Origin of the sequence: Micromonospora sp. U21, assembly GCF_018070045.1 — a bacterium.
Lineage (GTDB): Bacteria > Actinomycetota > Actinomycetes > Mycobacteriales > Micromonosporaceae > Micromonospora.
Map to the genome: position 1 here is coordinate 100,728 of NZ_JAGPYK010000011.1, position 21,651 is coordinate 122,378.

The following is a 21,651-nucleotide window of genomic DNA, read 5'->3' on the forward strand; positions in this document are numbered from 1 at the left end:
TCAGAGGTACATGCCGGTGCGGTGCTCGGACTCGTCGCGCCGGACCGGCTTGTCGCCCTCGCCGAAGAACCGCTTCCCGCCGAACTCGCCGTGCAACCGGTCGTCCAGCTCGTCGGCGAGCCCGGTCATCACCTGCACCGCCAACATCAGGTGGGTGGCCTGGAAGTTGCGGCCGAAGACCGGAATGGACGCCCAGACGGTGTCGTCGGCGCAGTAGAGCCGGCCGATCGGCATCCGGTTGGTCAGCTCGGAGAGCTTGACGTAGAGCCGCTCGGTCGGCTCCACCTCGGTGAGCACCGGGGAGAAGACGTCCACCAGGGGCGGGTTGTCCCGCACCCGGACGAAGACCATCGCCGAACCGGCGCGGATGGTGATGTCGCCGTCCGAGTCGATCTGCAACCGGTCGGTGTCGGACTTCAACATGGTGGAGACCACGGTGCGGACCCGATCCGCCAGGTCGAGCACGTCGTCCCGCTCGACCTGCGCGGCGGCCGCCTCGGCCAGTGCCTCCTCCAGGTCGGCCTCGACGTCGGCGTCCGGACCGAACTCGCTACGCGCGGTGCCCAGCGCCTCCACGGTCAGCGGCTCGCCCTCGGCGTCCTGCACCAGGTAGACGAGGAACGCCGGGTGCGGGGCACCGTAGACGTCACGCAGCGTCCGGGAGAGCAGCGCCGCGATCCGGGTCGCCTCCGCTGTCGTGCCGTCCAACCCGAAGGAGCCGCCGGAGCCGGCCACCACCCCGGGCGGGGACCAACCGAGCGCGACCATGTCCGCCACCGCGGCGCGATCCAGCCGGTAGCCCGCCGGCAGGGCGGCGTTGCCGACCGCCCGGGCGGAGAGCCCGCCGTCGCCGGCCACGTCGACGCTGATCGAGTAGACGGCGTCCCCGGTGCCGGAGGCGGTGGGGTCCAGGGTCAGCTCGAGGTGCGCGCCGGCGGGCAGCTCCCGCAGCCGGACGGCGAGCGCGCGGGCGAACTCCCGCCACGCCTCCGTCACCTTGGCCCGCAGATCCGTGGTGCTCGGCTCGTCGAGCAGGATCGACTCCGCCGGCTCGGCCGTACCGCCGGGCAGCTCATTGTTCGGCGCCGAGGGGTGGTCAGCCGTCATGATCGCCTCCGTCCGTCACGATCACCCTACCCACGCCGTCCGGACGTCGAATCAGCCCGGACCGGGATCGGACAACCGCACCGGCCGGCACGGATCCGCGGCGGTTCTCATCGGTGCGGAGGCTGCCCGGTCCGGGCGCTCCACACCCCCCGCCCCGACGGTCGCCCGGCGGTCAGACCGCCGACGGTTCGGCGGGATCGCCGCCCAGCTCGACCGGCCAGGTGGCCGCGAGGGCGCTGAGCCGGGCGGCGGCGTCCGCCGGGTCGGCGCCCCGGCCCACCGCCAGCCCCAACAGGTACGCGGTGACCGGCGCGCCCGGTCGCAGCACCTGGTGGGCGACGTCGCGGGCCAGGTCCAGCACCACCGGCACGGGCACCTGGGCCGGGCCCAGGCCCAGCTCGGCACAGGCCGTCGTCACCCAGTCGTCCATCACCGTCATCGCGCCCACTCCTCCGCCCGGCGTACGTCCTCGTCAGTGTCGCAGTCGAACCAGGGCGGCGGGCCGTCACCGGACCAGGGCACCTCGCGCACGACGAGGCCGGCCAGCAGCGCCCGGACCGGAGCCCCGGCGAGGCTACCGCCCCGCTCGGCCGCCAGCCGGTCCAGCCCGGCACGCAGCGCGTCAACCCGCCACACCCCGCAGAGCGACTGCCGCCGCCCATCCGCGTCGACGAAGCACGCCCCATCGGATAGCCGCTCCGGCCCGACGCGGCTGGAACCGCTCGCCGGGACGGCCGGCCCGGTGTGGCAGGGCGGGGCCAGGTGGGTCAGCAGCTCGCCGATCGCGGCGCGGCTGAGCAGCGGCAGGTCGGCGGCGAGCAGCGCGACCAGGTCCGTTGCCGGGTCGAGCAGCGCCAGCCCGGCCGCCGCTGCGGCGACCGGTCCCCCGCCGGGCGGATCCTCCCGGGTCACCCGTACGCCGGGCGGAACCGCGCCGGCCGGACCGACCAGCACCCGCGGCGCGGCATCGTCGACAGCCGCCAGCACCCGGTCGCGCATCGACCGGCCGCCCACCGGGAGCGCGGGCTTGTCCACCCCGCCCATCCGTCGGGCGGCCCCACCGGCGAGCACCACCGCGGCGTACGTCCCCATCCGGCCACGGTAGCCGTGCCGCCAGCCGTTCGACGGCCGGCGCCAATGCCCGGTGGCCGTGCGGGCGTACCGACGCGGGGTGCAGGATGGCGGGATGGGACGGGCGACTGACCGACGGGGCGTACTCCGGATCGACCTGGACGCGGCGGCCGACGGGCGCGGGCCCGTCCGCCGGCCGGACAACCTGGCGGTGGAGGAGCCGCTGGAGATCCGGGTGGGCCCGGCCGGTCCCGGCCGGCGGCGGCCGCTCGCGGTCACCATGCGCACCCCCGGGGACGACCTGGACCTGGCCATCGGTTTCCTGCTGACCGAGGGGCTGATCCGGTCGACCGACGACGTGCAGACCGCGCAGCTCTGCGCCGGCGCGGAGACGCCGAACACGTACAACGTGGTGGACGTGGTGCTCGCCCCCGGGGTGCCGGAACCGACCACCGACCCGTCCCGGAACTTCTACACGACCAGCTCCTGCGGGGTCTGCGGCAAGGCCAGCATCGACGCGGTCCGCACCCGTTCGCTGTTTCCGGTGGCGGCGGACCCGCTCACCGTGCCGGCCGCCCTGCTCGCCGAGCTGCCCGACCGGCTGCGCGCCGGCCAGCGCGGCTTCGACCGGACCGGTGGGCTCCACGCGGCGGGACTCTTCACGCCCGCCGGCGAGCTGGTGGTGCTCCGCGAGGACGTGGGCCGACACAACGCCGTGGACAAGGTGATCGGCTGGGCGGTGCGGCAACGGCGGCTGCCGCTGGCCGGGCACCTGCTGCTGGTCTCCGGCCGCGCCAGCTTCGAGCTGACCCAGAAGGCGTGGATGGCCGGGGTGCCACTGCTGGCCGCGGTCTCCGCGCCCAGCACCCTCGCCGCCGAGCTGGCCGACGAGGCGGGGATGACGCTGGTCGGCTTCCTGCGCGGACGGACCATGAACGTCTACGCCGGCCCGCACCGGGTCATGGTCGAGCAGCCGGCCTGAAACCCCTCTCCTCAGCGGCTGAACAGCTCGAACAGGTCCAGCCGCACGGCAGCGTCACGGGCGATCAGGAACCCGGCGATGCCGAGGATCCAGCCGAGCATGCCGCCGGAGTGCCGCACGATCCAGGCGTTGAGCCGGACCAGCACCGGCTCGACCAGACTCGGCCACGCCATCCGAGCCCCCAGCAGCAGCACCGCCGGCAGCACCATGACCAGGCAATAGCCGGCGAGCAGCCCCACGATCTCCGCCGCGCCGAGCCCGGAGGTGGTCAGCAGGCCGACCGCGCCGAGGTACGGCAGCATCGTCGCCACCTCCGCGAGCGCGGCGAGTAGCGCCAACCCCACCAGCCATCGCGCCGAGGAGTCGCCGGCGGTGACCCGGTCCCGCCAGCGCAGCACACCGCCGCCGCGCGGGCGTCGTTTGCCGTCGTACCGGAAGCTGAGCGCGAACAGCCCGACCCCCAGGACGAGCTGCGCCCAGAGCACCGGCCGGTTGTCAATCGCCCCGCCGAGTACGTCGGCCAGCCGGCTGCCACCCACGGCGAGCAACAGCCCCACGGCGAAGTAGAAGACGGCGATCGTGCCGAGGTAGACGAGGATCCGCCGGGCGTTGACCGTCCCGGGCGCGAGCAGCAACCAGACCGGGATGAAGAGGGTGCCGATGCTGGTGCTGTCGACCAGGGCCAGGCCCGCGAGCGACAACAGCAGTCCGACGCTCATGTGGGGCATTCGTTGGGTAGGAGCACCTGATGATTGTCCGGTGGCGCCTGCTTTGCCGAGTCGGCCGCAGACAGGAGAAACGGGTACATCGTTCGGACCACACCGAACATCCCGATCGACGGTCAGCGGCGGCCACGTCGGCTCCTCCCGCGGCGGCGGACCACGCCGGGCAGACCGATCGACGGCCAGCCGTCCAGCTCGGACGGAGGCACGCCCCGCCGGAGCAGGTCGTCCAGGAGCCGAGCGAGCGAGTAGTCGGGGTGCAGGCTCAGCGTGCGCTCCAGCGCGACCGCCGCCAGCGCCCCCTGCCCCGCCCGCCAGGCCGCGAACGCCAGCAGCGCACCCGGTGCGGCCGCCAGCTCCGACTCGGCCCGGCGCAGCATGTCGGTCCAGAGGGCGATGTCGCGGTCCCGACCGTCGGTGCGTTCCCAGGCGTGGTCGCGGATCGGCAGGTGCGTCAGCAGGAGGCTCAGCCAGGCCACCTCGTCGTCGTCGAGCCGTTCGCCGCGCCGTTGCCGGCGTTGCGCCTCACGGACCGCCGCCACCCCGGCGGAGCGCAGAGCCCGGCCGCCGAGCAGGTCGCTCGCGGGTGCCCGCTCGACCAGCTCGGTCAGTCGCCGCTCGGCCCGGACGGTGGCCGCGCGCAGCGCGTCCCGCGCCGGGCCGTCCACCGGTGACACCTGCGCCACGAGGGCGGCCCGGTCGGGGAGCGCGACCTGGCCGGCGAAGACCGCCGAGGCGGTCACCTGGTTGGCCGCCGGGTCATATCGCCGGCCTTCGGGCGGGCAGCAGTCGGGCTCGGCGCAGAGATAGGACCACCACCGACCGTCGGTCACCCGCAGCGCGTCCAGCACCTCCAACCCGGCCCCGGCCAGGGCGGCGCGCACCGCGTCCACGCTCGGCGTCACCCGGTCGGGCGGCCCGTAGCCGACCACGGTCGCGGCCTCCGCGCCCTGGCGATGGATCACCCCGGCCAGGTGCCGGGCGCGCTCGACCAGATCGGCTGACGGGTCGGGCAGGTCGGCGCGGGCGGCGAAGATGATCCGCCGACCGCGCAGCGCCACCGCGACCACACTGTCGGCTGGGTGGAAGCCGAGCAGGTACGGCACGGCGGCGAGCAGGTCGGCGGGTGAGCGGACGGCGAGCCGGGGGCGTTCGGTCGAGGTCATGCCGCGAGCTTGCGACGGGCTCGCCCGGCTTCGCCGCCCCTGTGGACGACACGCGGCTCATCCACAGTCACTCCCCGTGTTGTCCCTGGTCAAGGCACATCCCGAGGTGCTGGAAAGGAACCGGTGGCACCGGTGGCCGACCCGATGTGTTCGGGCGGTGCCGTTGTGTCGTGGGGAGCGGTTACCGTGCGCTGATGGACCTGGCGTATCTGCGCACGCACCCGGCACACCTGCCGACGTTCCTGACCCACCAGCGGATCAGGGAGACGCCGGTCGCCGGTGGCGACATCTGCGCCGCCGCCCGACTCACCCTGGACGACGGCCACTCGGTCTTCGCCAAGTCGTGGCCCGAGCGGGCCGGCCGGCCGGTGCCGGAGGGCTTCTTCGCCGCCGAGGCGGCCGGGTTGCGCTGGCTGCGGGAGGCCGGCGCGGTCGCCGTACCCGACGTGATCGTGGCGTTGCCCGACCTGCTGGCGCTCGACTGGGTGGAGCCCGGCGAGCCGACGCCGGCGGCGGCCGAGCGCTTCGGCCGGGAGTTGGCCGACCTCCACCGGGCCGGCGCACCGGCCTTCGGTGCGACCTGGCCCGGTTTCATCGGGGCGCTCGGGCAGGACAACACCCCCGACGACGGTCCCTGGTCGACGTGGTTCGCCCAGCGGCGACTCGCTCCCTACCTGCGGCGCTCGGTCGACGGCGGCGCGCTGAGCAGCGACGACGCCGCGCTGGTCGAGCAGGTGATCGGCCGGGTCGGCGAGTTCGGCGGGGATCAGCCGCCGGCCCGCATCCACGGCGACCTGTGGCCGGGCAACGTGCTGTGGGGCGCCGACGACCGGGCCTGGCTGGTCGACCCGGCGGCGCACGGCGGGCACCGGGAGACGGATCTCGCCCAGCTGGCGCTCTTCGGCGGCATTCCATACCTGGACCGGGTCCTGGCCGCCTATCAGGAGGCCTGGCCGCTCCCCGACGGCTGGCGCGATCGGGTGCCGCTGCACCAACTGCACCTGCTGCTGGTGCACACCGCGCTGTTCGGCGGCGGATACCGAGATGCGGTCGTCCAGAACGCCCGTGCCGCCCTGGACGGGCCCGAGCGCGCTACGGTCGACAGGTGAGCATCGCCCCGCGGACCGACGGCGTCCTAGTCGACCGGTTCGGCCGGGTCGCACGGGACCTGCGCGTGTCCCTCACCGACAAGTGCAACCTACGGTGCACCTACTGCATGCCGGCCGAAGGGCTGCCCTGGCTGGCCGGTCCCGAGCTGCTCACCGACGCGGAGATCGTCCGGTTGGTCCGGGTGGCCGTCGAGCGACTCGGCGTGACCGAGGTGCGGTTCACCGGCGGCGAGCCACTGATCCGACCCGGGCTGGTCGGCATCGTCGCCTCGGTCGCGGCGCTGGAGCCCCGCCCGCGGATCTCGCTCACCACCAACGGCATCGGCCTGGACCGGCTCGCCCCGGCCCTGCGCACGGCCGGCCTCGACCGGGTGAACGTCTCGCTGGACACCCTGGACCCGGACCGGTTCACCCAGCTCACCCGCCGCGCCCGGCTGGACTCGGTGCTCGCCGGGCTCGCCGGGGCCGCCGACGCCGGGCTCAACCCCGTGAAGATCAATTCTGTGTTGATGCGCGGCGTCAACGAAGACGAGGCACCGGCCCTGCTGCGCTTCGCTGTCGACCACGACTACCAGCTGCGGATCATCGAGCAGATGCCACTGGACGCCCAGCACGGCTGGGACCGCAGCACGATGGTCACCGCCGAGGAGATCCTCGCCTCCCTGCTTACCCGCTTCGACCTCAGCCCCGACCCGGCCGAACGCGGCGCGGCGCCGGCGGAGACCTGGTTGGTCGACGGCGGCCCGGCCCGGGTCGGTGTCATCGCCAGCGTCACCCGCCCCTTCTGCGGCGACTGCGACCGCACCCGGCTGACCGCCGACGGCCAGGTCCGTGCCTGCCTCTTCGCCACCGAGGAGTCGGACCTGCGCGCCGCGCTACGCGCCGGCGCGGACGACGACGACCTGGCCCGGCGCTGGCGCACCGCGATGTGGGGTAAGCGCGCCGGGCACGGCATCGACGACCCCACCTTCCTCCAGCCGACCCGGCCGATGTCCGCGATCGGAGGCTGAGCCGTGGACCCGACGCCACTCATCATCCGCTACTTCGCCGGCGCGCGCGCCGCCGCCGGCCGCTCCGAGGAGGTCACCGCCGCCGGCCGATCGCTCGACGACCTCGCCGTCGAGCTGGCCCACCGGCACGGCGACCGAATGGCCGCCGTGCTGCGGGTGGCGAGTTTCCTCGTGGACGGCGTCACCTGTCATGATCGTCAGGCACCCCTGCCAGGCGGGGCCACGGTCGATGTCCTGCCCCCGTTCGCGGGCGGCTGAGGGAGGCGCACAGATGTTGGCGGTTCTGGGGTTCGTGGCCGTCCTGGCGCTGGTCACCGGTCTCATCCACCTCTACCTGTGGAAGCGACTGGTCCGGGACACCACCACGCCGGGCCGCTGGCGGCGGATCGGCGCGATCGCGGCCCTGGTGTTGGCGCTGCTCGTGCCGACCACCCTCACCGGGACGCAGGCCGGGCTCTACTGGCTCGCCTGGCCGGGCTACCTCTGGCTCGCGCTGATGTTCTACCTGCTGGTCCTGCTCGCCGTGCTGGAAGTGCCGATGCTGGTCACCCGGCTGGTGCTGCGCCGCCGGGTCATCGCCGCCGAGCCCACCACCGCCGCACCGGAGCCGGTGCTGGTCGGCGCCGCCGGGCCGACCGACCCGCCGGCCGCCAGCGCGGTCCGGGCGCCCGACCACGACCCGGCACGCCGGCTGCTGCTGGCCCGCGGGGCGGCCATCTTCGCCGGCCTCACCGCCACCGGCATCACGGGGTACGGGGTACGCACCGCGCTCGGCCCGCCGCAGCTGGACCGGGTGCAGATCCCGCTCGGCAAGCTCCCGCGCAGCATGGACGGCCTGCGCATCGCCACCGTCTCCGACATCCACCTCGGCCCGCTGCGCGGCCGGGCGCACACCGAGCGCATCGTCGCCGCGATCAACCGCCTCGACGCGGACCTGGTCGCGGTCGTCGGTGACCTGGTCGACGGCTCGGTCGCCGAGCTGGGGTCGGCCGCCGCGCCGCTGCGTGACCTACGCTCCCGGTACGGCAGCTTCTTCGTCACCGGCAACCACGAGTACTACTCGGGGGTCGAGGAGTGGGTCCAGGAGGTGGACCGGCTCGGCCTGCGGGTGCTGCAGAACCAGCGGCAGGAGATCCAGGCCCGGGGCGGCGTGCTCGACCTGGCCGGCGTCAACGACCTTTCGGGCACGGGCATCGGCCTCGCCGCCGGACCGGACTTCGCAGCCGCCCTCGGTGACCGCGACCCGAGCCGACCGGTGGTTCTGCTCGCGCATCAGCCGGTGGCGGCGAAGGAGGCGGCGCGGTACGGCGTCGACCTGCAACTGTCCGGGCACACCCATGGCGGGCAGATAGTGCCGTTCAACCTGGCCGTCCGACTCGAACAGCCGGTGGTCAGTGGGCTCGGCGAGGTCGACGGCACCAAGGTCTACGTGACCAACGGCGCCGGTTTCTGGGGTCCGCCGGTGCGGGTCGGGGCCGAACCGCAGATCACCCTGGTCGAGCTGCGCTCGGCATAGCCGACGTCACGTCCGCGCGTGGCGGCAGGCGGCCGGCGCGGCGAGCGTGACAGGATGCGGCGTGCCCCCGTTCAGCGCCGTACCCCCCGGTGGCCTCTCGCCATTCGTCGCGGACCTGCACATCCACTCGAAGTACTCGCGCGCGTGCAGCCGCGATCTCACCCTGCCGAACCTCGCCTGGTGGGCCCGGCGCAAGGGCATCGCCCTGCTCGGCACCGGAGACTTCACCCACCCCGCCTGGTACGACCACCTACGGGAGACGCTGCGCCCGGCCGAGCCGGGGCTCTACCGGCTCGACCCGGAGGCGGAGCGGGACATCGCCCACCGGCTGCCACCCCGACTCGCCAGCACGGCGGAGGCGGACCCGGTCCGGTTCATGCTGAGCGTGGAGATCTCCACCATCTACAAGCGGGACGACCGGACCCGCAAGGTGCACCACCTGATCTACCTGCCTGACCTGGACGCGGTGGCCCGGTTCAACGCCGCGCTCGGCCGGATCGGCAATCTCGGCTCCGACGGCCGGCCGATCCTCGGCCTGGACTCCCGCGACCTGCTGGAGATCACCCTGGAGGCGAGCCCGGACGGCTATCTGGTTCCGGCGCACATCTGGACGCCGTGGTTCTCCGCGCTGGGCTCGAAGTCCGGTTTCGACGCGATCGCCGACTGCTACGCCGACCTGGCCGAGCACATCTTCGCCGTGGAGACCGGCCTCTCCTCCGACCCGGCGATGAACTGGCGGGTCGGCAGCCTGGACCGCTACCAACTGGTGTCCAACTCGGACGCGCACTCCCCGCCCGCGCTGGGCCGGGAGGCGACCGTGCTGACCGCCGAGCGGGACTACTTCGCCGTCCGGGAGGCGCTGCGGACCGGCGACGGCCTGGCCGGCACCATCGAGTTCTTCCCGGAGGAGGGCAAGTACCACGCGGACGGGCACCGGCTGTGCGGGATCAACTGGTCCCCCGAGCGGACCCGGGCCGCGGGCGGGCGCTGCCCCGAGTGCGGCAAGCCGCTCACCGTGGGCGTCCTCAGTCGCGTCGAGGAGCTGGCTGACCGCGCGGAGGGGCACCGGCCGGCGCATGCCCGGGAGGTCACCCACCTGGTGCCGCTGGCCGAGATCCTCGGCGAGATCAACAGGGTGGGCGCCCGGTCGAAGAAGGTCGAGGGGCGGCTCAACGAGCTGCTCGCCGCGCTCGGCCCCGAGCTGGAGATCTTGACCACGACGCCGCTGACCGACATCGCGCAGGCGGGCGGCGAGCTGCTCGCGGAGGGCGTCGGGCGGCTGCGGCGCGGCGACGTGCGCCGCGTGCCGGGCTACGACGGCGAGTACGGAGTGATCACCCTGTTCGACCCGGCGGAGCTGGGCGCCGGCGCCGGCACGGCGCAGGAGACGCTGTTCGACGTACCGGTGCCGGCGCAGCGTAGACCCACGGAGCCGGCAGCTCGGGCGGCGGCCAAGCGTCCCGCAGCGGCGAAGGCGGAGCCGAAGCGCAGGACGGCCCCACCACCCGCCCCACCGATCGCATCGCCGCCGTCACCGCACGAGCCGTTCGAGCCGATGCTCGCGGGCATGGAGGAGGTCGGCACCGGCCTGCTGGACCGGTTGGACGCGATGCAACGGGTCGCCGCGTCCGCGCCCGGCGGCCCGCTGCTGATCGTGGCCGGCCCGGGCACCGGCAAGACCCGGACGCTGACGCACCGGATCGCATACCTCTGCGCGGAGCTGAACGTCTTTCCCGAGCACTGCCTGGCCATCACCTTCACCCGCCGGGCCGCCGAGGAGCTGCAGCACCGCCTCGACGGCCTGCTCGGGCCGGTCGCCGAGGACGTCACCGTGGGCACCTTCCACGCGCTGGGGCTGACCATCCTGCGGGAGAACGCCGACGCGGCGGGCCTGCCGGTGGACTTCCGGATCGCCGACGACGCCGAGCGGGCGGCGGCCCGGTCGGAGGCCGGCAACGACCGGTCCAGCTACACCGCGCTGCTGCGCAAGCAGGATCTGGTCGACCTGGACGAGCTGGTGAGCCTGCCGGTGGAGGTGCTGCGGGCCGACCAGGCGCTGGTCGGGCGGTACCGGGACCGCTGGCGGTGGATCTTCGTCGACGAGTACCAGGACGTCGACGCGGTGCAGTACGAGCTGCTGCGGTTGCTCAGCCCGGCCGACGGCAACCTCTGCGCGATCGGCGACCCGGACCAGGCGATCTACTCGTTCCGGGGCGCGGACGTCGGCTACTTCCTGCGCTTCTCCCAGGACTTCACCGACGCCCGGCTGGTCCGGCTCAACCGCAACTACCGCTCCTCGGCACCCATCCTGGCCGCCGCCGTACAGGCCATCGCTCCGTCCTCGCTGGTCCGTGGCCGGCGGCTCGATCCGGCCCGGCTCGATCCGGAGGCACCGCTGGTCGGTCGCTACCCCGCAGCCTCCGTCGCCGAGGAAGCCGACTTCGTGGTCCGTACCGTGGACGAGCTGGTCGGGGGCCTGTCCCACCGGTCGCTGGACTCGGGTCGGATCGACGGCCGGTCCACCTCGCTGTCGTTCTCCGACATCGCCGTGCTGTACCGCACCGACGCGCAGGCCGCACCGATCGTGGACGCCCTGACCCGGGCCAACATCCCGGTCCAGAAACGCTCACACGACCGGCTGCGGGACCGGCCCGGGGTGGCGGCCATCGCGCGCGAGCTGCGGCACGCGGACGGGTTGGCCGGCTCGCTCGCCGCCCGGGTGCGGCTGGCCGGCCAGGTGGTCGCCGAGCGCTTCGCCGTGCCAACCCTGGACGGTGCCGGCGCGGGCCGTCCCGAGGACGTCCGCTCGGCGGTGGATCTGCTCACCCCGCTGGCCCGGCGGTGCGGCGACGACCTGGAGACGTTCCTGTCACAGCTGGCCACCGGCGCGGAGGTGGACGCGCTCGATCCGCGGGCGGAGGCCGTCACCCTGCTCACGCTGCACGCCGCGAAGGGCCTCGAGTTCCCGGTGGTCTTCCTGGTCGGTGCCGAGGACGGGCTGCTGCCGCTGCGCTGGCCGGGCTCGACACCCGATGAGGACGCGGTCGCCGAGGAGCGGCGGCTCCTCTTCGTCGGCCTGACCCGGGCCCAGGACCGGCTGTACGTCACGCACGCCGCCCGCCGTACCCGCCACGGCGTCGAGCGCGACTGTGCGCCGTCGCCATTCCTCGGAGCGATCGACCCGGGGCTGTTCGAGCGGTTCGGCGAAACCGAGCCGCGCCGACCGAAGGACCGCCAGCTCCGCCTCATCTGACGATCCCCGCTCCCGTCACGGCGACCTGCGACTCGCACTGACCACACCAGCGGCGGGCCAGGCGGCGACGCGGCGACGGCCCGCAGCGACAGCGATGCGCGGCGACCGACGTCCCGCGACGATCCGCCCGGCGCCGGTCAGGGCGGGTAGGTCCAATGAGCGTTATACCTCAGAGTCATATTTATGACTCTGAGGTATAACGCTATCCAAGGCGAGTGCCGCTGGTGGCGTCACCCCGAGTGAGATTGGCAGCTGGGCGGGGCCCAGCGACGGTCCGCGGTGGCCCAGCGGCAGGCCAGCCGCGGGCCAGCGGCGGGCCGGATCAGCCGAGGAGCACGGCGAGCCAGGCCCCCGCGAGCAGGGCCGGGCCGAGTGGCAGCAGGGTGTCCCGGCGCACCCGCCGCGCGGCGAGCAGGCCGAGCACCACGCCACCGTGCAGCAGGTGCGGCAGGAGCAACCCGGCCAGCAGGGCGTCCCAACCCAGCCAGCCGAGCGGCAGGCCGAGGACGCTGGCGAGCTTCACGTCCCCGAAGCCCAACCGGGAGCCGGGCAACAGGGCCAGCAGCACGTGCGCCCCGCCGGCGACCGCCGCGCCGGCCAGCACGCCGAGCAGCCGCCCGGGGTCGCCGGCCAGCAGCGCCGCACCGGACAGGCCGCCCAGGGCGAGCAGTGCCGTGGCCAGGACCAACGCGTCGGGCAGCCGCAGGCAGGCCAGGTCGACCACGGCCAGCACCAGCCCCACCGCCGCCACCGTGAGGAAGACCGGCAGCGCCGGGTCATCACCCAGTGCGACGGCGAGCCCGACGAACACCACGCTCGTCACCGCCGGGCTGAGCCACACCCGCCGGCAGGGCCGGGACGGCGACGGCAGGTGCGCCGGGCGGGTGGTGAAGAGCCCGGCCGACGGAGGAACGGCGAGGCCGACCAGCACGCCGAGCAACGCCACCGGCACCAGCGCAACGGCCGACATGCGCCGGAGGTTACCGCCGGTCGCCCTCGCGCGCGGTCCCCGACCGCGATCCCGCGCTCGGCCGGCGAGGGCGTTCCGTGCTCACCACCAGGGCCACACCGGCGACGATGACCGCTCCGCCGAGCAGCACCTGCGGGGTGACCGGTTCAGCCACCAGCAACGCGCCGAGCGCCACCGCGACCGCCGGGTTGACGTAGGCGTACGTCGCCACCAGCGAGATCGGCGCGTTGTGCAGCAGCCAGACGTACGCGGTGAAGGCCACCAGCGAGCCGGCCACCATGAGGTAGCCCAAAGCCAGCCAGGACCGGGTGCTGACCTCGGCCGGGTGGAAGTCGCGTAGCTCGCCCCGCCCGGCGGCGACGACGGCCAGCACCAGCGCGCCAGCCACCATCTCGTACACCGTGGCGACGAACGGGTCGGCGGGCATCCGGATCCGCCCGGACAGGAACGATCCGACCGACCAGGAGGTGGCCGCCGTGACCACGGTCAACGCCCCGACCAGCGGCACCGCGTCCGCGCTGCCGGCGGGCAGCACCAGCAGGACCAGACCGGCGAAGCCGAGGGTGACCCCGGCGAACGTCCAGACCGGGGGTCGGTCCCCGGTGCCGGAGCGCAGCAGCACCACGAGCAACGGCACGGTCGCCACCAACAGCGCCGCGATTCCGGACGGCACCGCCACTCCGGGCGGCCCGGACTCGGCGAGCACCACCAGACCGTTACCGCCGGCGAGCAGGAGGACTCCGACCAACGCGGCGGAGCCGAGCTGTCGGCGTTCCACCCGCAGCGCGCCCGGACCTCGGCGCAGGCGCAGCACCGCCGCCAGCACCGCAGCGGCGACGGCGAACCGCAGGGCGGCCGACGTCAACGGGGGCAGCGTCTCCACGGCGATCCGGATGCCCAGATAGGTGGAACCCCAGAGGAGGTAGACCACGATCAACGCGGTCCAGATCAGGGTCGGCGCAGTGCCGGCGCCGCGGGTGGCCAGGGCTGCGGCACTCGGTGAAGGTGAGCTCATCGGTGGACCACGCTACGGTGACCACGGAGTCGGCGTCGCGCATTGGTGGCCGGCCTCTCACCACTTGTGCAGGAGGGCGGCATGACGAACTACGGACCACCGGGTGGCGGCGTCCCGGGACCGTGGCGTGGGCAACGACCCGACGAGACGCCCGGACGGCCGCCTCAGCAGCCCTACCCGCCGGCCCAGCAGCCCTACCCGCCCTCGCACGAGCCCTACCCGCCGGTGGTTCAGTCGTACCCTTCGGCGCCCCAGGGACGACCCGGGCCCTACGGCGACACGCCCTACGGCAGCGGACTGGCCGCGCCCTACGGCGGCGGGCCCGAGACGCGCTACGGCGAGTCGGAGAGCTCCTATGGTGCCGGGTCGTACCGGCCGAGCGGAGCGGCCCCGGCGTACGGCGGCGGGGATCCGTACCGGCCCGACGACGGCCCGTACGGCGGGGATCCCGCGCCGGCTCCGGGTGGGCGCGGCCGAGGTCCGCTGATCGCGGTGCTGGCCGTCCTGCTGCTGCTGGTGGCGGCCGGTGGCGGGGCGTTCTGGTTCCTGCGCGGGTCGGACGATCCTGCCCCGGTGACCGCGCCGACCGGCTCGGCCGCCGCGGGAGAGCCCAGCGCGGACGCGGTCGACCCGGCCGCGCCGGCACCGAGCGCCGCAGCGCCGGAGTCGTCGGCCGACCCGCGGTTCGTCAAGGCCGGCCAGTGCGTCCGCAACGATGGCGCGGCCGGCGACAAACCCAAGCTGCTGATCAGCGGCTGCACCCCGAAGTCGTACGAGGTGCTGCGCCGGATCGACGGCCCGACCAGCGGTGAGCGGGACGCCGAGGCCAAGTGCGCCAAGGTGGAGGGGTACACCAACTGGTACTTCTTCGACAGCGAGCTGGACACCCTCGACTTCGTCCTCTGCCTCAAGCAGCGCTAGGCCACCCACCCTGGGGATGACATGACAACCTACGGACCATCGGATGCCGGGCAGCCGGACGACCCGTACCAGCGCCCGGCGACCGGCCCCGACGGCCCGCCACCGGTCGACCCGACCCAGCAGCAGTGGGGCCCACCGCCGGCCGACGGCGAGCCGCCGACCGCGCCCCTGTGGGGTCCGCCGCCGAGCTCGGGCCCGGGTTACCCACCGCCCACCCCAGGGGTCGGTTACCCACCGCCGCCCAGTTCCGGGGCCGGATACCCACCGCCGCCCGGTCCATTTCCGCCGGCCGGTCCGACGCCGGGGCAGCCGGGGCAGCCTGGCGCCCAATGGGGCCCGGCGGCGCCTGGCGGGTACGGGATGCCGCCCGCCCCGCCGGTGCGGAACACCGGCCGGAAGGTCGCCCTGATCATCACGCTGGTGGTGCTGCTCGTGCTCTGCCCGTGCCTCGGCCTGGCTGGTTGGGCGGTCTGGAAGGCCGTGGACGCCGACAGCAACGCCGCGTCGGCGCCGTCGGTGAGCGCGCCGGCCGTTCCTCCCGTGGTGCCCAGCGACGCGCCGACCTCGACCGCGCCGAGCCCGAGCCCGAGCCAGGACGAGTTCGCCAAGGGCGACTGCGTGGTCAACGACGGCACCGAGGACGACGCCGAGTTGCGCAAGGTGCCGTGCGGCCCCAACACCTACCAGGTGCTGCTGCGGATTCCGGCGACGAGCGACGGGGACCGGTGCGAGACGCTCGCGCCGCAGGCCACCGCGAACTACGTGCACGACAACTCGATAGACCTGTTCGACTACGTGCTCTGCCTGAGGAAGCGGTAACCGGTAGCCAAAACTAGGGCTGTCTAGCATCCACGCTAGACAGCCCTAGTTTATTGTCGACGGACCCGACACGCCGGTAGCCCCATCTATCCATGTCTAGCCCCTCAGCTAGAGGGCCCGATACTGTGCGATGCGTGGATCCGGTCCGCAACCCGTACGCACCGGGCGCCGGTCAGCGCCCGCCCGAACTCGCCGGGCGAGGGCGGGAGCTGGACGTCTTCGACATCGTGCTGGAGCGCATCGCCCGAGGTCGCCCCGAGCGCAGCCTGATGCTCACCGGGCTGCGCGGCGTCGGCAAGACCGTCCTGCTCAACACGCTCCGGTCGCAGGCGATCAACCGTCTCTGGGGCACCGGCAAGATCGAGGCACGGCCGGATCAGTCCCTGCGCCGCCCGGTCGCCGCCGCGCTGCACATGGCGGTCCGGGAGCTCGCACCCCGGCACCGCGCGCCCGACCGGATCGACGCCTTCCTCGGGGTCCTCAAGGCGTTCGCCCAGCGGTCCGCCCCGACCGGCCGGGGCGGGACCGCCCCGAAGCTGCGCGACCGGTGGCAGCCCGGAATCGACGTGCCCGCGGCCAGCGGTCGCGCCGACTCCGGCGACATCGAGATCGACCTGGTCGAGCTGCTCAGTGACGCCGCCGCCGTGGCCAGCGACGTGGGCACCGGCATCGCCGTCTTCATCGACGAGATGCAGGACCTCGGCCCGGAGGACGTGTCGGCGCTCTGCGCCGCCTGCCACGAGCTGTCCCAGCTCGGCGCGCCGCTGATCGTCGTCGGCGCCGGCCTGCCGCACCTGCCGGCCGTGCTCAGCGCCGCGAAGTCGTACTCCGAGCGGCTGTTCCGCTACCAGCGCATCGACCGGCTCGACCGGATCGCCGCCGACCAGGCACTCTGCGCGCCGGCCGAGCGCGAGGAGGTGGAGTACGAGCAGAAGGCGCTCGACCTCCTCTACGAGAAGTCCGGCGGCTACCCCTACTTCGTCCAGGCGTACGGGAAGGCGACCTGGGACCATGCTCCGCGCTCGCCGATCACCGCCGCCGACGTCCGGGTCGCCGCCCCCGAAGCGGAGGCCGAGCTGGCGGTCGGCTTCTTCGGCTCCCGGTTCGAGCGCGCGACCCCCGCGGAGCGCGAGTACATGCGGGCGATGGCCACGCTGTCCCTGGTGGAGGGCGAGTCCGGGGGCCCGGTCCGCGACGACATGGACGCCGCGGTGCCCACCGCGGAGATCGCCCGGGCCCTCGGTCGCAAGCCGGCCAGCCTCTCCCCGGCGCGGGACGCGTTGATCAAAAAGGGGTTGATCTACTCCGGTGAGCGGGGCACGGTGGCCTTCACCGTGCCGCACTTCGGCCGGTACCTGCGCACCCAGCCAGCCTGACGGGCAGCGCGCCGATCCCGCGCGGTCAGACCCGGGACCAGGGCACCGGAAAGAGCACCTCGCCGCAGGGCGGCGGCCCTTCCTCGCTGGTGGACGGCGGCAGCACCAGCGCCTGCCACGGCTCACCGAGGCCGGCCCACGGGCTGCTCACACCCAGCTCGCTGGCCGGGCCGAAGCCGAACCGGCGGTAGAAGGCGGGATCACCCAGGACCACGACCAGCCGCTCGCCCAGCTCGGTGGCGGCGTCCAGAGCGGCCTGCACCACCGCCGTGCCGTGCCCCAGTCGCTGCCGGTGCGGAGCGACCGCCACCGGGCCGAACGCCAGAGCGGGCGCGTCGCTGCCCCGCTCCGGTCGCACCCGCACCCGGGTGAGCAGCGCGTACCCGACCACCTCCCCGCCGTACTCGGCGACCATGGCCAGCTCCGGCAACCAGGCGTCGGTGCCGCGCAGCTCGTCGACCAGGCTCACCTCGGGCGGCGTCGCCACGTCGGGCCGGGCGAACGCGCCAGCCAGCACCCGACGGACCGGGCCGGCGTCGGCCGGGCCCTCGGGTCGTAGCCGCAGCGTGGTCACCCGCGCGACGTTACCCGTGACGGACGTTCCATCAGCGATGGTCGCTCGAATCGGCGTGGCGGATGTGTACGGCCACCGATCCGGATCCGGCGGTTGCCGGGGTAGCAAACGCCGTGACGGGGTATGACTGATCCATGACGCCCGTACGCTCCCTCGCCCGCGCCATGCTGAGCGGCATTTTCGTGGTCAGCGGGTACCGCAACTTCCGCAACCCGGACCGGCTGGCGGTGGCGGCCAAGCCGGTGACCGACAAGGTCACGCCGATGCTGCAGAAGGCGCATCCGAACTTCCCCACCGACACCAAGACGCTGATCCGGCTCAACGCCGCGGTGCAGGTCAGCGCCGGGCTGATGCTGGCCACCGGGCGGTTCAGCCGACCCGCCGCGCTGGTCCTCGCCGGCACGCTGGTGCCGGTGACCATCGCCGGGCATCCCTTCTGGAACAACGACGACCCGGTGGCCCGGAACAACAACCAGGTGCACGCCCTGAAGAACCTGGGCCTCTTCGGCGGCCTGCTGCTCGCCGCGGCCGACACCGGGGGCAAGCCGGGTCTGCGGTGGCGGACCGGTCATCGCATCGGCCACTCTCGACGTTCCATGCAGCGGGCCGTTCGCACCGCCCGGCGAGAGGCCCGGATCGCCGTCCGGTCCGCCTCCACCGCGCGTCGACTTCCGGGCTGACCTGCCTCGATGCGTTCCTGCCTCACCCCCACCCCCCCGCTAAGGCCACGAATTACCTGAACCACCCGGTAGGCGTTAACGCGGTGGAAATGTCAAAAACATGTGTGGGATCGGACACGGTCGCATAACGCGGGAGGCACTGACGTGAGGCGCCGTTCTAGGCTCCGTGCAGGACCTGGACGGGTAGGACGATCTTGGTACGGGGGTGGCCACGCCATGCCGACGATTGTCGGTGGACGGGCGGACCGCCTCGCCCAAATCCAGCGCGTGACGCGTGGGATCGATCGCGGGACAGTCGTACGGGGTGCCATCGTGGCCGCCGTCGCCTACGCCGCATGGCTCGCCATCGGTGCGTTCGGGCGGCCGTACAACTTCTTCGACATGAAGATCTACCACGGCGCGGTGGTGTGGTGGGCGAGCGGTCACGATCTCTACGAGTTCATTGCGCCCGGCACAACTCTCGGCTTCACCTACCCGCCGTTCGCCGGGCTGGTCATGCTGCCGATGGCGCAGTTGCCGATCGAGGCCGCCGGAATGGTCAACGCTCTGGCCAGCATCGCCGCGCTGGCTCTGGTGCTGGCGGGGCTGCTCCGCCCCATCGTGGACCGGCTGGCCTGGCCGCTGTGGTTCACCGTGGCCCTGGCGGTGCCGCTCGCGGTGGCGATCGAGCCGGTCCGGGAGACCCTCGGATACGGCCAGGTCAACGTCCTGCTGTTCGCGCTGATCATGGCCGACCTGATCGGGCTGCGGTGGCGTTCCCGCCGGGGCACCCACTACGCCGCGACCGACGGCCCCCTGCTGCGCTTCGTCTACGGCGGCGCCTGGGCCGGGGCGGGCATCGGCCTGGCCACCGCGGTCAAGCTCACCCCCGCGCTGTTCATCGCCTACCTGCTGATCACCCGGCAGTGGCGGGTGGCGGCCACCGCGATCGGCACCACGATCGGCGTGACGGTGGGGACCTTCGCGATCGTCGGCGACGAGTCACGTGCCTACTTCGGCAGCGTGCTCTGGCAGACCGAGCGGGTCGGCGCGGCGGACATGACGCCCAACCAGTCGCTCGCCGGCCTGCTGGCCAGGCTGTACGACTCGATCGAGACCCCCGGTCTGCTCTGGCTCTCCTTCTCGGTGCTGATCCTGGCGCTGGGCCTGTCCCGGGCGGCAAGTTCCCGCGCCGACGGTGACGAACTGACGGCGTTCACGCTGGTCGGCCTGACCGCCAACGTGATCAGTCCGATCTCCTGGACACACCACCTGGTGTGGGTGATCCCGGCGATCATCGTGCTGGCCGACGCGGCGATGCGCCGCCGGGAGGCGAGCCGTGGGTTGGCGCATCGCAACGGCCAGAGCCTGGCCTTCGGGGGCCTGACCGGGGTCAACGGGCTCCGCCCGCCGATCTGGTACCCGACGCTGACCGGGTTCCGGCACGGCATCGCCGCGATCGGGCTCTACCTGCTCTTCCTGATCTCCCCGATCTGGCCGTACGAGCACCAGCTGCCCGAGATGTCGCACTATCAGGACGGTCTCTTCGGCGCATTGATGGAGAACTCGCTCGCGCTCGCGCTGATCGTGCTGGTGGCCGCGCTGCCCTGGCGCCCGGGCGCCGAGCCGGCGTTCTACGGCGATCGACTCGCGCGGGCCGTGCTGGTCAACGGCCGACGCTGAGCGGTCAGGGGCAGTTGACCCATTCCTCGGTGCCGTCGCCGAAGACCTGCCGCTTCCAGATCGGCAGCCGCGCCTTGGCCTCGTCCACCAGACGGGCGCAGGCCGCGAAGGCCGCCGCGCGGTGCGCGGTGCTCACGGCAGCGACCAGCGCCACGTCACCGATCGCCAGCGGGCCGACCCGGTGCGAGACCGCCACCGCGTAGACGTCGGGCTCGGCCGCGATCTCAGCGGCCACCTCGCGTAGCACCTGCTCGGCACTCGGGTGCCCTTCGTACTCCAGGCTCACCACCGGGCGCCCGTGGTCGTGGTCGCGGACCACGCCCTGGAAGGAGACCACCGCGCCGGCCCGTCGGTCGGCGACCGCCGCCTCGTGCGCGGCCAGATCCAGCGGTTGGTCGGTGACCTCGCCGAAGGTGAGCGCCGGCGCCGTCATGACGCACGCTCCCCGGGGAGCAGCGGCAGTGGCACGATCGGCACCCGGTCGCCCGGATCGCCGGTGGTGCCCGGCCGGATGACCGCGAACCCGTCCGCGCCGGCCAGGCCACGCAGCATCGCCGAGCCGACGTGCCGCACCGGGGACGCGGTGCCGGCGGCCCGGTCCAGTCGGACCAGTGCCAGGTGGGTGTGGTCGCCACGACCGGGCACCGCCTCGGCCAAGGTGGCGTGCGGCAGGACCGGCATCGGACGGCCCTGGAGGCCGGCGAGCAGCGGGGCGACCAGCGACACCAGCGCGACGATGGCGGACTGCGGGTTGCCCGGCAGCCCGGCGACGAACCGGACCCGCCCGTCGTCGCCGGCCAGCCGGGCCAGCAGCATCGGGAAGCCGGGCCGGACGGCCACCGTGTTGACCACGTAGTCGGCGCCGAGCGCCTCGAGCGCCGGGTGCAGGTGGTCGACCGGGCCGTGCATCGTGCCGCCCGTGGTACAGACCAGGTCGGCGTTGGCCAGCGCGGCGCGCAGGGCCGCCACGTGCGCGGGCAGCGTGTCGGCCACGGGGCCGACCACGTCGGACGGCCGGACCTGGCAGCCGTACCGGCGCAGCCACGCGGGCACCGCCGGCCCCAGCGCGTCCCGGACCCGGCCGGCCGCGGGCGGACCTGCGGCGAGCAGCTCGTCGCCGAAGACCAGAAGCGCGGCGCGCGGCGCCCGCCGGACGTGCAGGGTGTCGTGCCCGCAGGACGCCGCCAGGCCGATCACCGCCGGGTCGACCGGCGTGCCGACCGGCAGCAGTTCCTCGTCGGCGTACGCCTCCTCGCCCGGTTGCCGCCACTCCGGCGTCTGGCGGGGCGTGCCGCGGACCAGGCCGTCGGTGGTGGTGGACTCCTCGACACGCAGCACGGCGGTCGCGCCTTCGGGCACCATGGCGCCGGTCGCGATCTCGACGGTCGTGCCGTCCTCGGTGAGCGGCACGGGTGTGTTGCCGGCCAGCACGCGGCCGACGACGCGCCACGGGCCGGCGCCGCGCACCGCCCAGCCGTCCACGCTGGAGGTGGGGAAGGCGGGCAGGTCGGTACGGGCGGTCAACGGCTCGGCCAGGGTCAGCCCGTCAGCGTCGATCAGCGGCCGGGCGAGGTTGGGAAGCGCGGCGGCCAGGCCGACCGCGTAGACGCGGGAGCGCGCCTCCTCCCACCCGGCCGGCGGGGGCGCGGCGACCCGATCCGCGGTTGGTGCGGTTTCCGTGCTCACCGGTCGAGCCTA

The 21,651-nt window shown here is 73.8% G+C and carries 21 protein-coding genes; 11 read left to right on the forward strand and 10 right to left on the reverse strand.

Going from position 1 to position 21,651, the window contains the following annotated elements:
* The 3 genes from KBX63_RS16910 to KBX63_RS16920 form a co-directional block, all read right to left on the reverse strand.
* Complete coding sequence (locus KBX63_RS16910; protein WP_210912196.1) at positions 1 to 1,107, reverse strand: hypothetical protein; 1,107 nt, start codon at positions 1,105 to 1,107, stop codon at positions 1 to 3.
* Between the two features lie 172 nt (positions 1,108 to 1,279).
* Positions 1,280 to 1,546 (reverse strand): DUF6457 domain-containing protein, encoded by a 267-nt coding sequence (locus KBX63_RS16915; RefSeq protein ID WP_210912197.1) that lies wholly within the window; start codon positions 1,544 to 1,546, stop codon positions 1,280 to 1,282.
* Complete coding sequence (locus tag KBX63_RS16920) at positions 1,543 to 2,199, reverse strand: molybdenum cofactor guanylyltransferase (RefSeq protein WP_210912198.1); 657 nt, start codon at positions 2,197 to 2,199, stop codon at positions 1,543 to 1,545. The genes KBX63_RS16915 and KBX63_RS16920 overlap by 4 nt, the downstream gene beginning before the upstream one ends.
* Before the next feature lie 94 nt (positions 2,200 to 2,293).
* Between KBX63_RS16920 and fdhD the strand changes: the two genes are divergently transcribed.
* Positions 2,294 to 3,160, forward strand: a complete 867-nt coding sequence (fdhD, locus tag KBX63_RS16925) for a formate dehydrogenase accessory sulfurtransferase FdhD (RefSeq protein ID WP_210912199.1) — start codon at positions 2,294 to 2,296, stop codon at positions 3,158 to 3,160.
* Positions 3,161 to 3,171: 11 nt separating this feature from the next.
* Here fdhD and KBX63_RS16930 read toward each other — a convergent pair whose 3' ends face one another.
* Together KBX63_RS16930 and KBX63_RS16935 are read right to left on the reverse strand one after the other, a co-directional pair.
* Positions 3,172 to 3,879 (reverse strand): GAP family protein, encoded by a 708-nt coding sequence (locus KBX63_RS16930; RefSeq protein WP_210912200.1) that lies wholly within the window; start codon positions 3,877 to 3,879, stop codon positions 3,172 to 3,174.
* A gap of 122 nt (positions 3,880 to 4,001) precedes the next feature.
* On the reverse strand, positions 4,002 to 5,048 hold the full coding sequence (locus KBX63_RS16935; RefSeq protein ID WP_210912201.1) for a DUF4192 domain-containing protein: 1,047 nt from the start codon (positions 5,046 to 5,048) through the stop codon (positions 4,002 to 4,004).
* A gap of 194 nt (positions 5,049 to 5,242) precedes the next feature.
* Between KBX63_RS16935 and KBX63_RS16940 the strand changes: the two genes are divergently transcribed.
* The 5 genes from KBX63_RS16940 (at position 5,243) to KBX63_RS16960 (ending at position 11,936) form a co-directional block, all read left to right on the forward strand.
* Positions 5,243 to 6,157, forward strand: coding sequence for a fructosamine kinase family protein (locus KBX63_RS16940; RefSeq protein WP_210912202.1), 915 nt, complete (start codon positions 5,243 to 5,245; stop codon positions 6,155 to 6,157).
* Positions 6,154 to 7,167, forward strand: a complete 1,014-nt coding sequence (moaA, locus tag KBX63_RS16945; protein ID WP_210912203.1) for a GTP 3',8-cyclase MoaA — start codon at positions 6,154 to 6,156, stop codon at positions 7,165 to 7,167. Before KBX63_RS16940 ends, moaA begins: the two co-directional genes overlap by 4 nt.
* A gap of 3 nt (positions 7,168 to 7,170) precedes the next feature.
* A complete protein-coding gene (locus KBX63_RS16950; protein ID WP_210912204.1) occupies positions 7,171 to 7,425 on the forward strand; it encodes a MoaD/ThiS family protein in 255 nt (84 codons plus the stop codon).
* Between the two features lie 13 nt (positions 7,426 to 7,438).
* Entirely contained in the window at positions 7,439 to 8,683 is a 1,245-nt protein-coding gene (locus tag KBX63_RS16955) for a metallophosphoesterase (protein ID WP_210912205.1), read from the forward strand.
* A gap of 61 nt (positions 8,684 to 8,744) precedes the next feature.
* Positions 8,745 to 11,936, forward strand: a complete 3,192-nt coding sequence (locus KBX63_RS16960; RefSeq protein ID WP_210912206.1) for a UvrD-helicase domain-containing protein — start codon at positions 8,745 to 8,747, stop codon at positions 11,934 to 11,936.
* A 322-nt stretch (positions 11,937 to 12,258) separates the two neighbouring features.
* On the opposite strand, the gene KBX63_RS16965 is transcribed toward KBX63_RS16960, so the two are convergent.
* Together KBX63_RS16965 and KBX63_RS16970 are read right to left on the reverse strand one after the other, a co-directional pair.
* Positions 12,259 to 12,906, reverse strand: a complete 648-nt coding sequence (locus tag KBX63_RS16965; protein WP_210912207.1) for a prepilin peptidase — start codon at positions 12,904 to 12,906, stop codon at positions 12,259 to 12,261.
* A gap of 10 nt (positions 12,907 to 12,916) precedes the next feature.
* Entirely contained in the window at positions 12,917 to 13,921 is a 1,005-nt protein-coding gene (locus tag KBX63_RS16970) for an EamA family transporter (RefSeq protein ID WP_210912208.1), read from the reverse strand.
* Between the two features lie 81 nt (positions 13,922 to 14,002).
* Between KBX63_RS16970 and KBX63_RS36740 the strand changes: the two genes are divergently transcribed.
* The 3 genes from KBX63_RS36740 to KBX63_RS16985 all read left to right on the forward strand — a co-directional run bounded on the left by KBX63_RS36740 (position 14,003) and on the right by KBX63_RS16985 (position 17,037).
* Positions 14,003 to 14,842 carry a flagellar basal body protein FliL gene (locus KBX63_RS36740; protein WP_210912209.1) on the forward strand — a complete coding sequence of 280 codons (840 nt, stop codon included), beginning with the start codon at positions 14,003 to 14,005 and terminating at the stop codon, positions 14,840 to 14,842.
* 360 nt (positions 14,843 to 15,202) lie between these two features.
* The gene (locus tag KBX63_RS16980; RefSeq protein WP_374102232.1) at positions 15,203 to 15,661 is read left to right on the forward strand and encodes a hypothetical protein; all 459 of its coding nucleotides are present in this window, start codon (positions 15,203 to 15,205) and stop codon (positions 15,659 to 15,661) included.
* Positions 15,662 to 15,795: 134 nt separating this feature from the next.
* The gene (locus KBX63_RS16985; RefSeq protein ID WP_210912210.1) at positions 15,796 to 17,037 is read left to right on the forward strand and encodes an ATP-binding protein; all 1,242 of its coding nucleotides are present in this window, start codon (positions 15,796 to 15,798) and stop codon (positions 17,035 to 17,037) included.
* A 25-nt stretch (positions 17,038 to 17,062) separates the two neighbouring features.
* Here KBX63_RS16985 and KBX63_RS16990 read toward each other — a convergent pair whose 3' ends face one another.
* Complete coding sequence (locus KBX63_RS16990; RefSeq protein ID WP_210912211.1) at positions 17,063 to 17,611, reverse strand: GNAT family N-acetyltransferase; 549 nt, start codon at positions 17,609 to 17,611, stop codon at positions 17,063 to 17,065.
* Between the two features lie 134 nt (positions 17,612 to 17,745).
* On the opposite strand from KBX63_RS16990, the gene KBX63_RS16995 reads away from it, so the two are divergent.
* Both KBX63_RS16995 and KBX63_RS17000 read left to right on the forward strand, forming a co-directional pair.
* The gene (locus KBX63_RS16995) at positions 17,746 to 18,291 is read left to right on the forward strand and encodes a DoxX family protein (protein ID WP_210912212.1); all 546 of its coding nucleotides are present in this window, start codon (positions 17,746 to 17,748) and stop codon (positions 18,289 to 18,291) included.
* A 216-nt stretch (positions 18,292 to 18,507) separates the two neighbouring features.
* On the forward strand, positions 18,508 to 19,953 hold the full coding sequence (locus tag KBX63_RS17000; protein ID WP_210912213.1) for a glycosyltransferase 87 family protein: 1,446 nt from the start codon (positions 18,508 to 18,510) through the stop codon (positions 19,951 to 19,953).
* A gap of 4 nt (positions 19,954 to 19,957) precedes the next feature.
* Here the strand turns inward: KBX63_RS17000 and KBX63_RS17005 are convergent, their stop codons facing one another.
* Together KBX63_RS17005 and KBX63_RS17010 are read right to left on the reverse strand one after the other, a co-directional pair.
* Positions 19,958 to 20,386 carry a molybdenum cofactor biosynthesis protein MoaE gene (locus KBX63_RS17005; RefSeq protein ID WP_210912214.1) on the reverse strand — a complete coding sequence of 143 codons (429 nt, stop codon included), beginning with the start codon at positions 20,384 to 20,386 and terminating at the stop codon, positions 19,958 to 19,960.
* A complete protein-coding gene (locus KBX63_RS17010; protein WP_210912215.1) occupies positions 20,383 to 21,639 on the reverse strand; it encodes a molybdopterin molybdotransferase MoeA in 1,257 nt (418 codons plus the stop codon). Before KBX63_RS17010 ends, KBX63_RS17005 begins: the two co-directional genes overlap by 4 nt.
* Between the last annotated feature and the right edge of the window lie 12 nt (positions 21,640 to 21,651).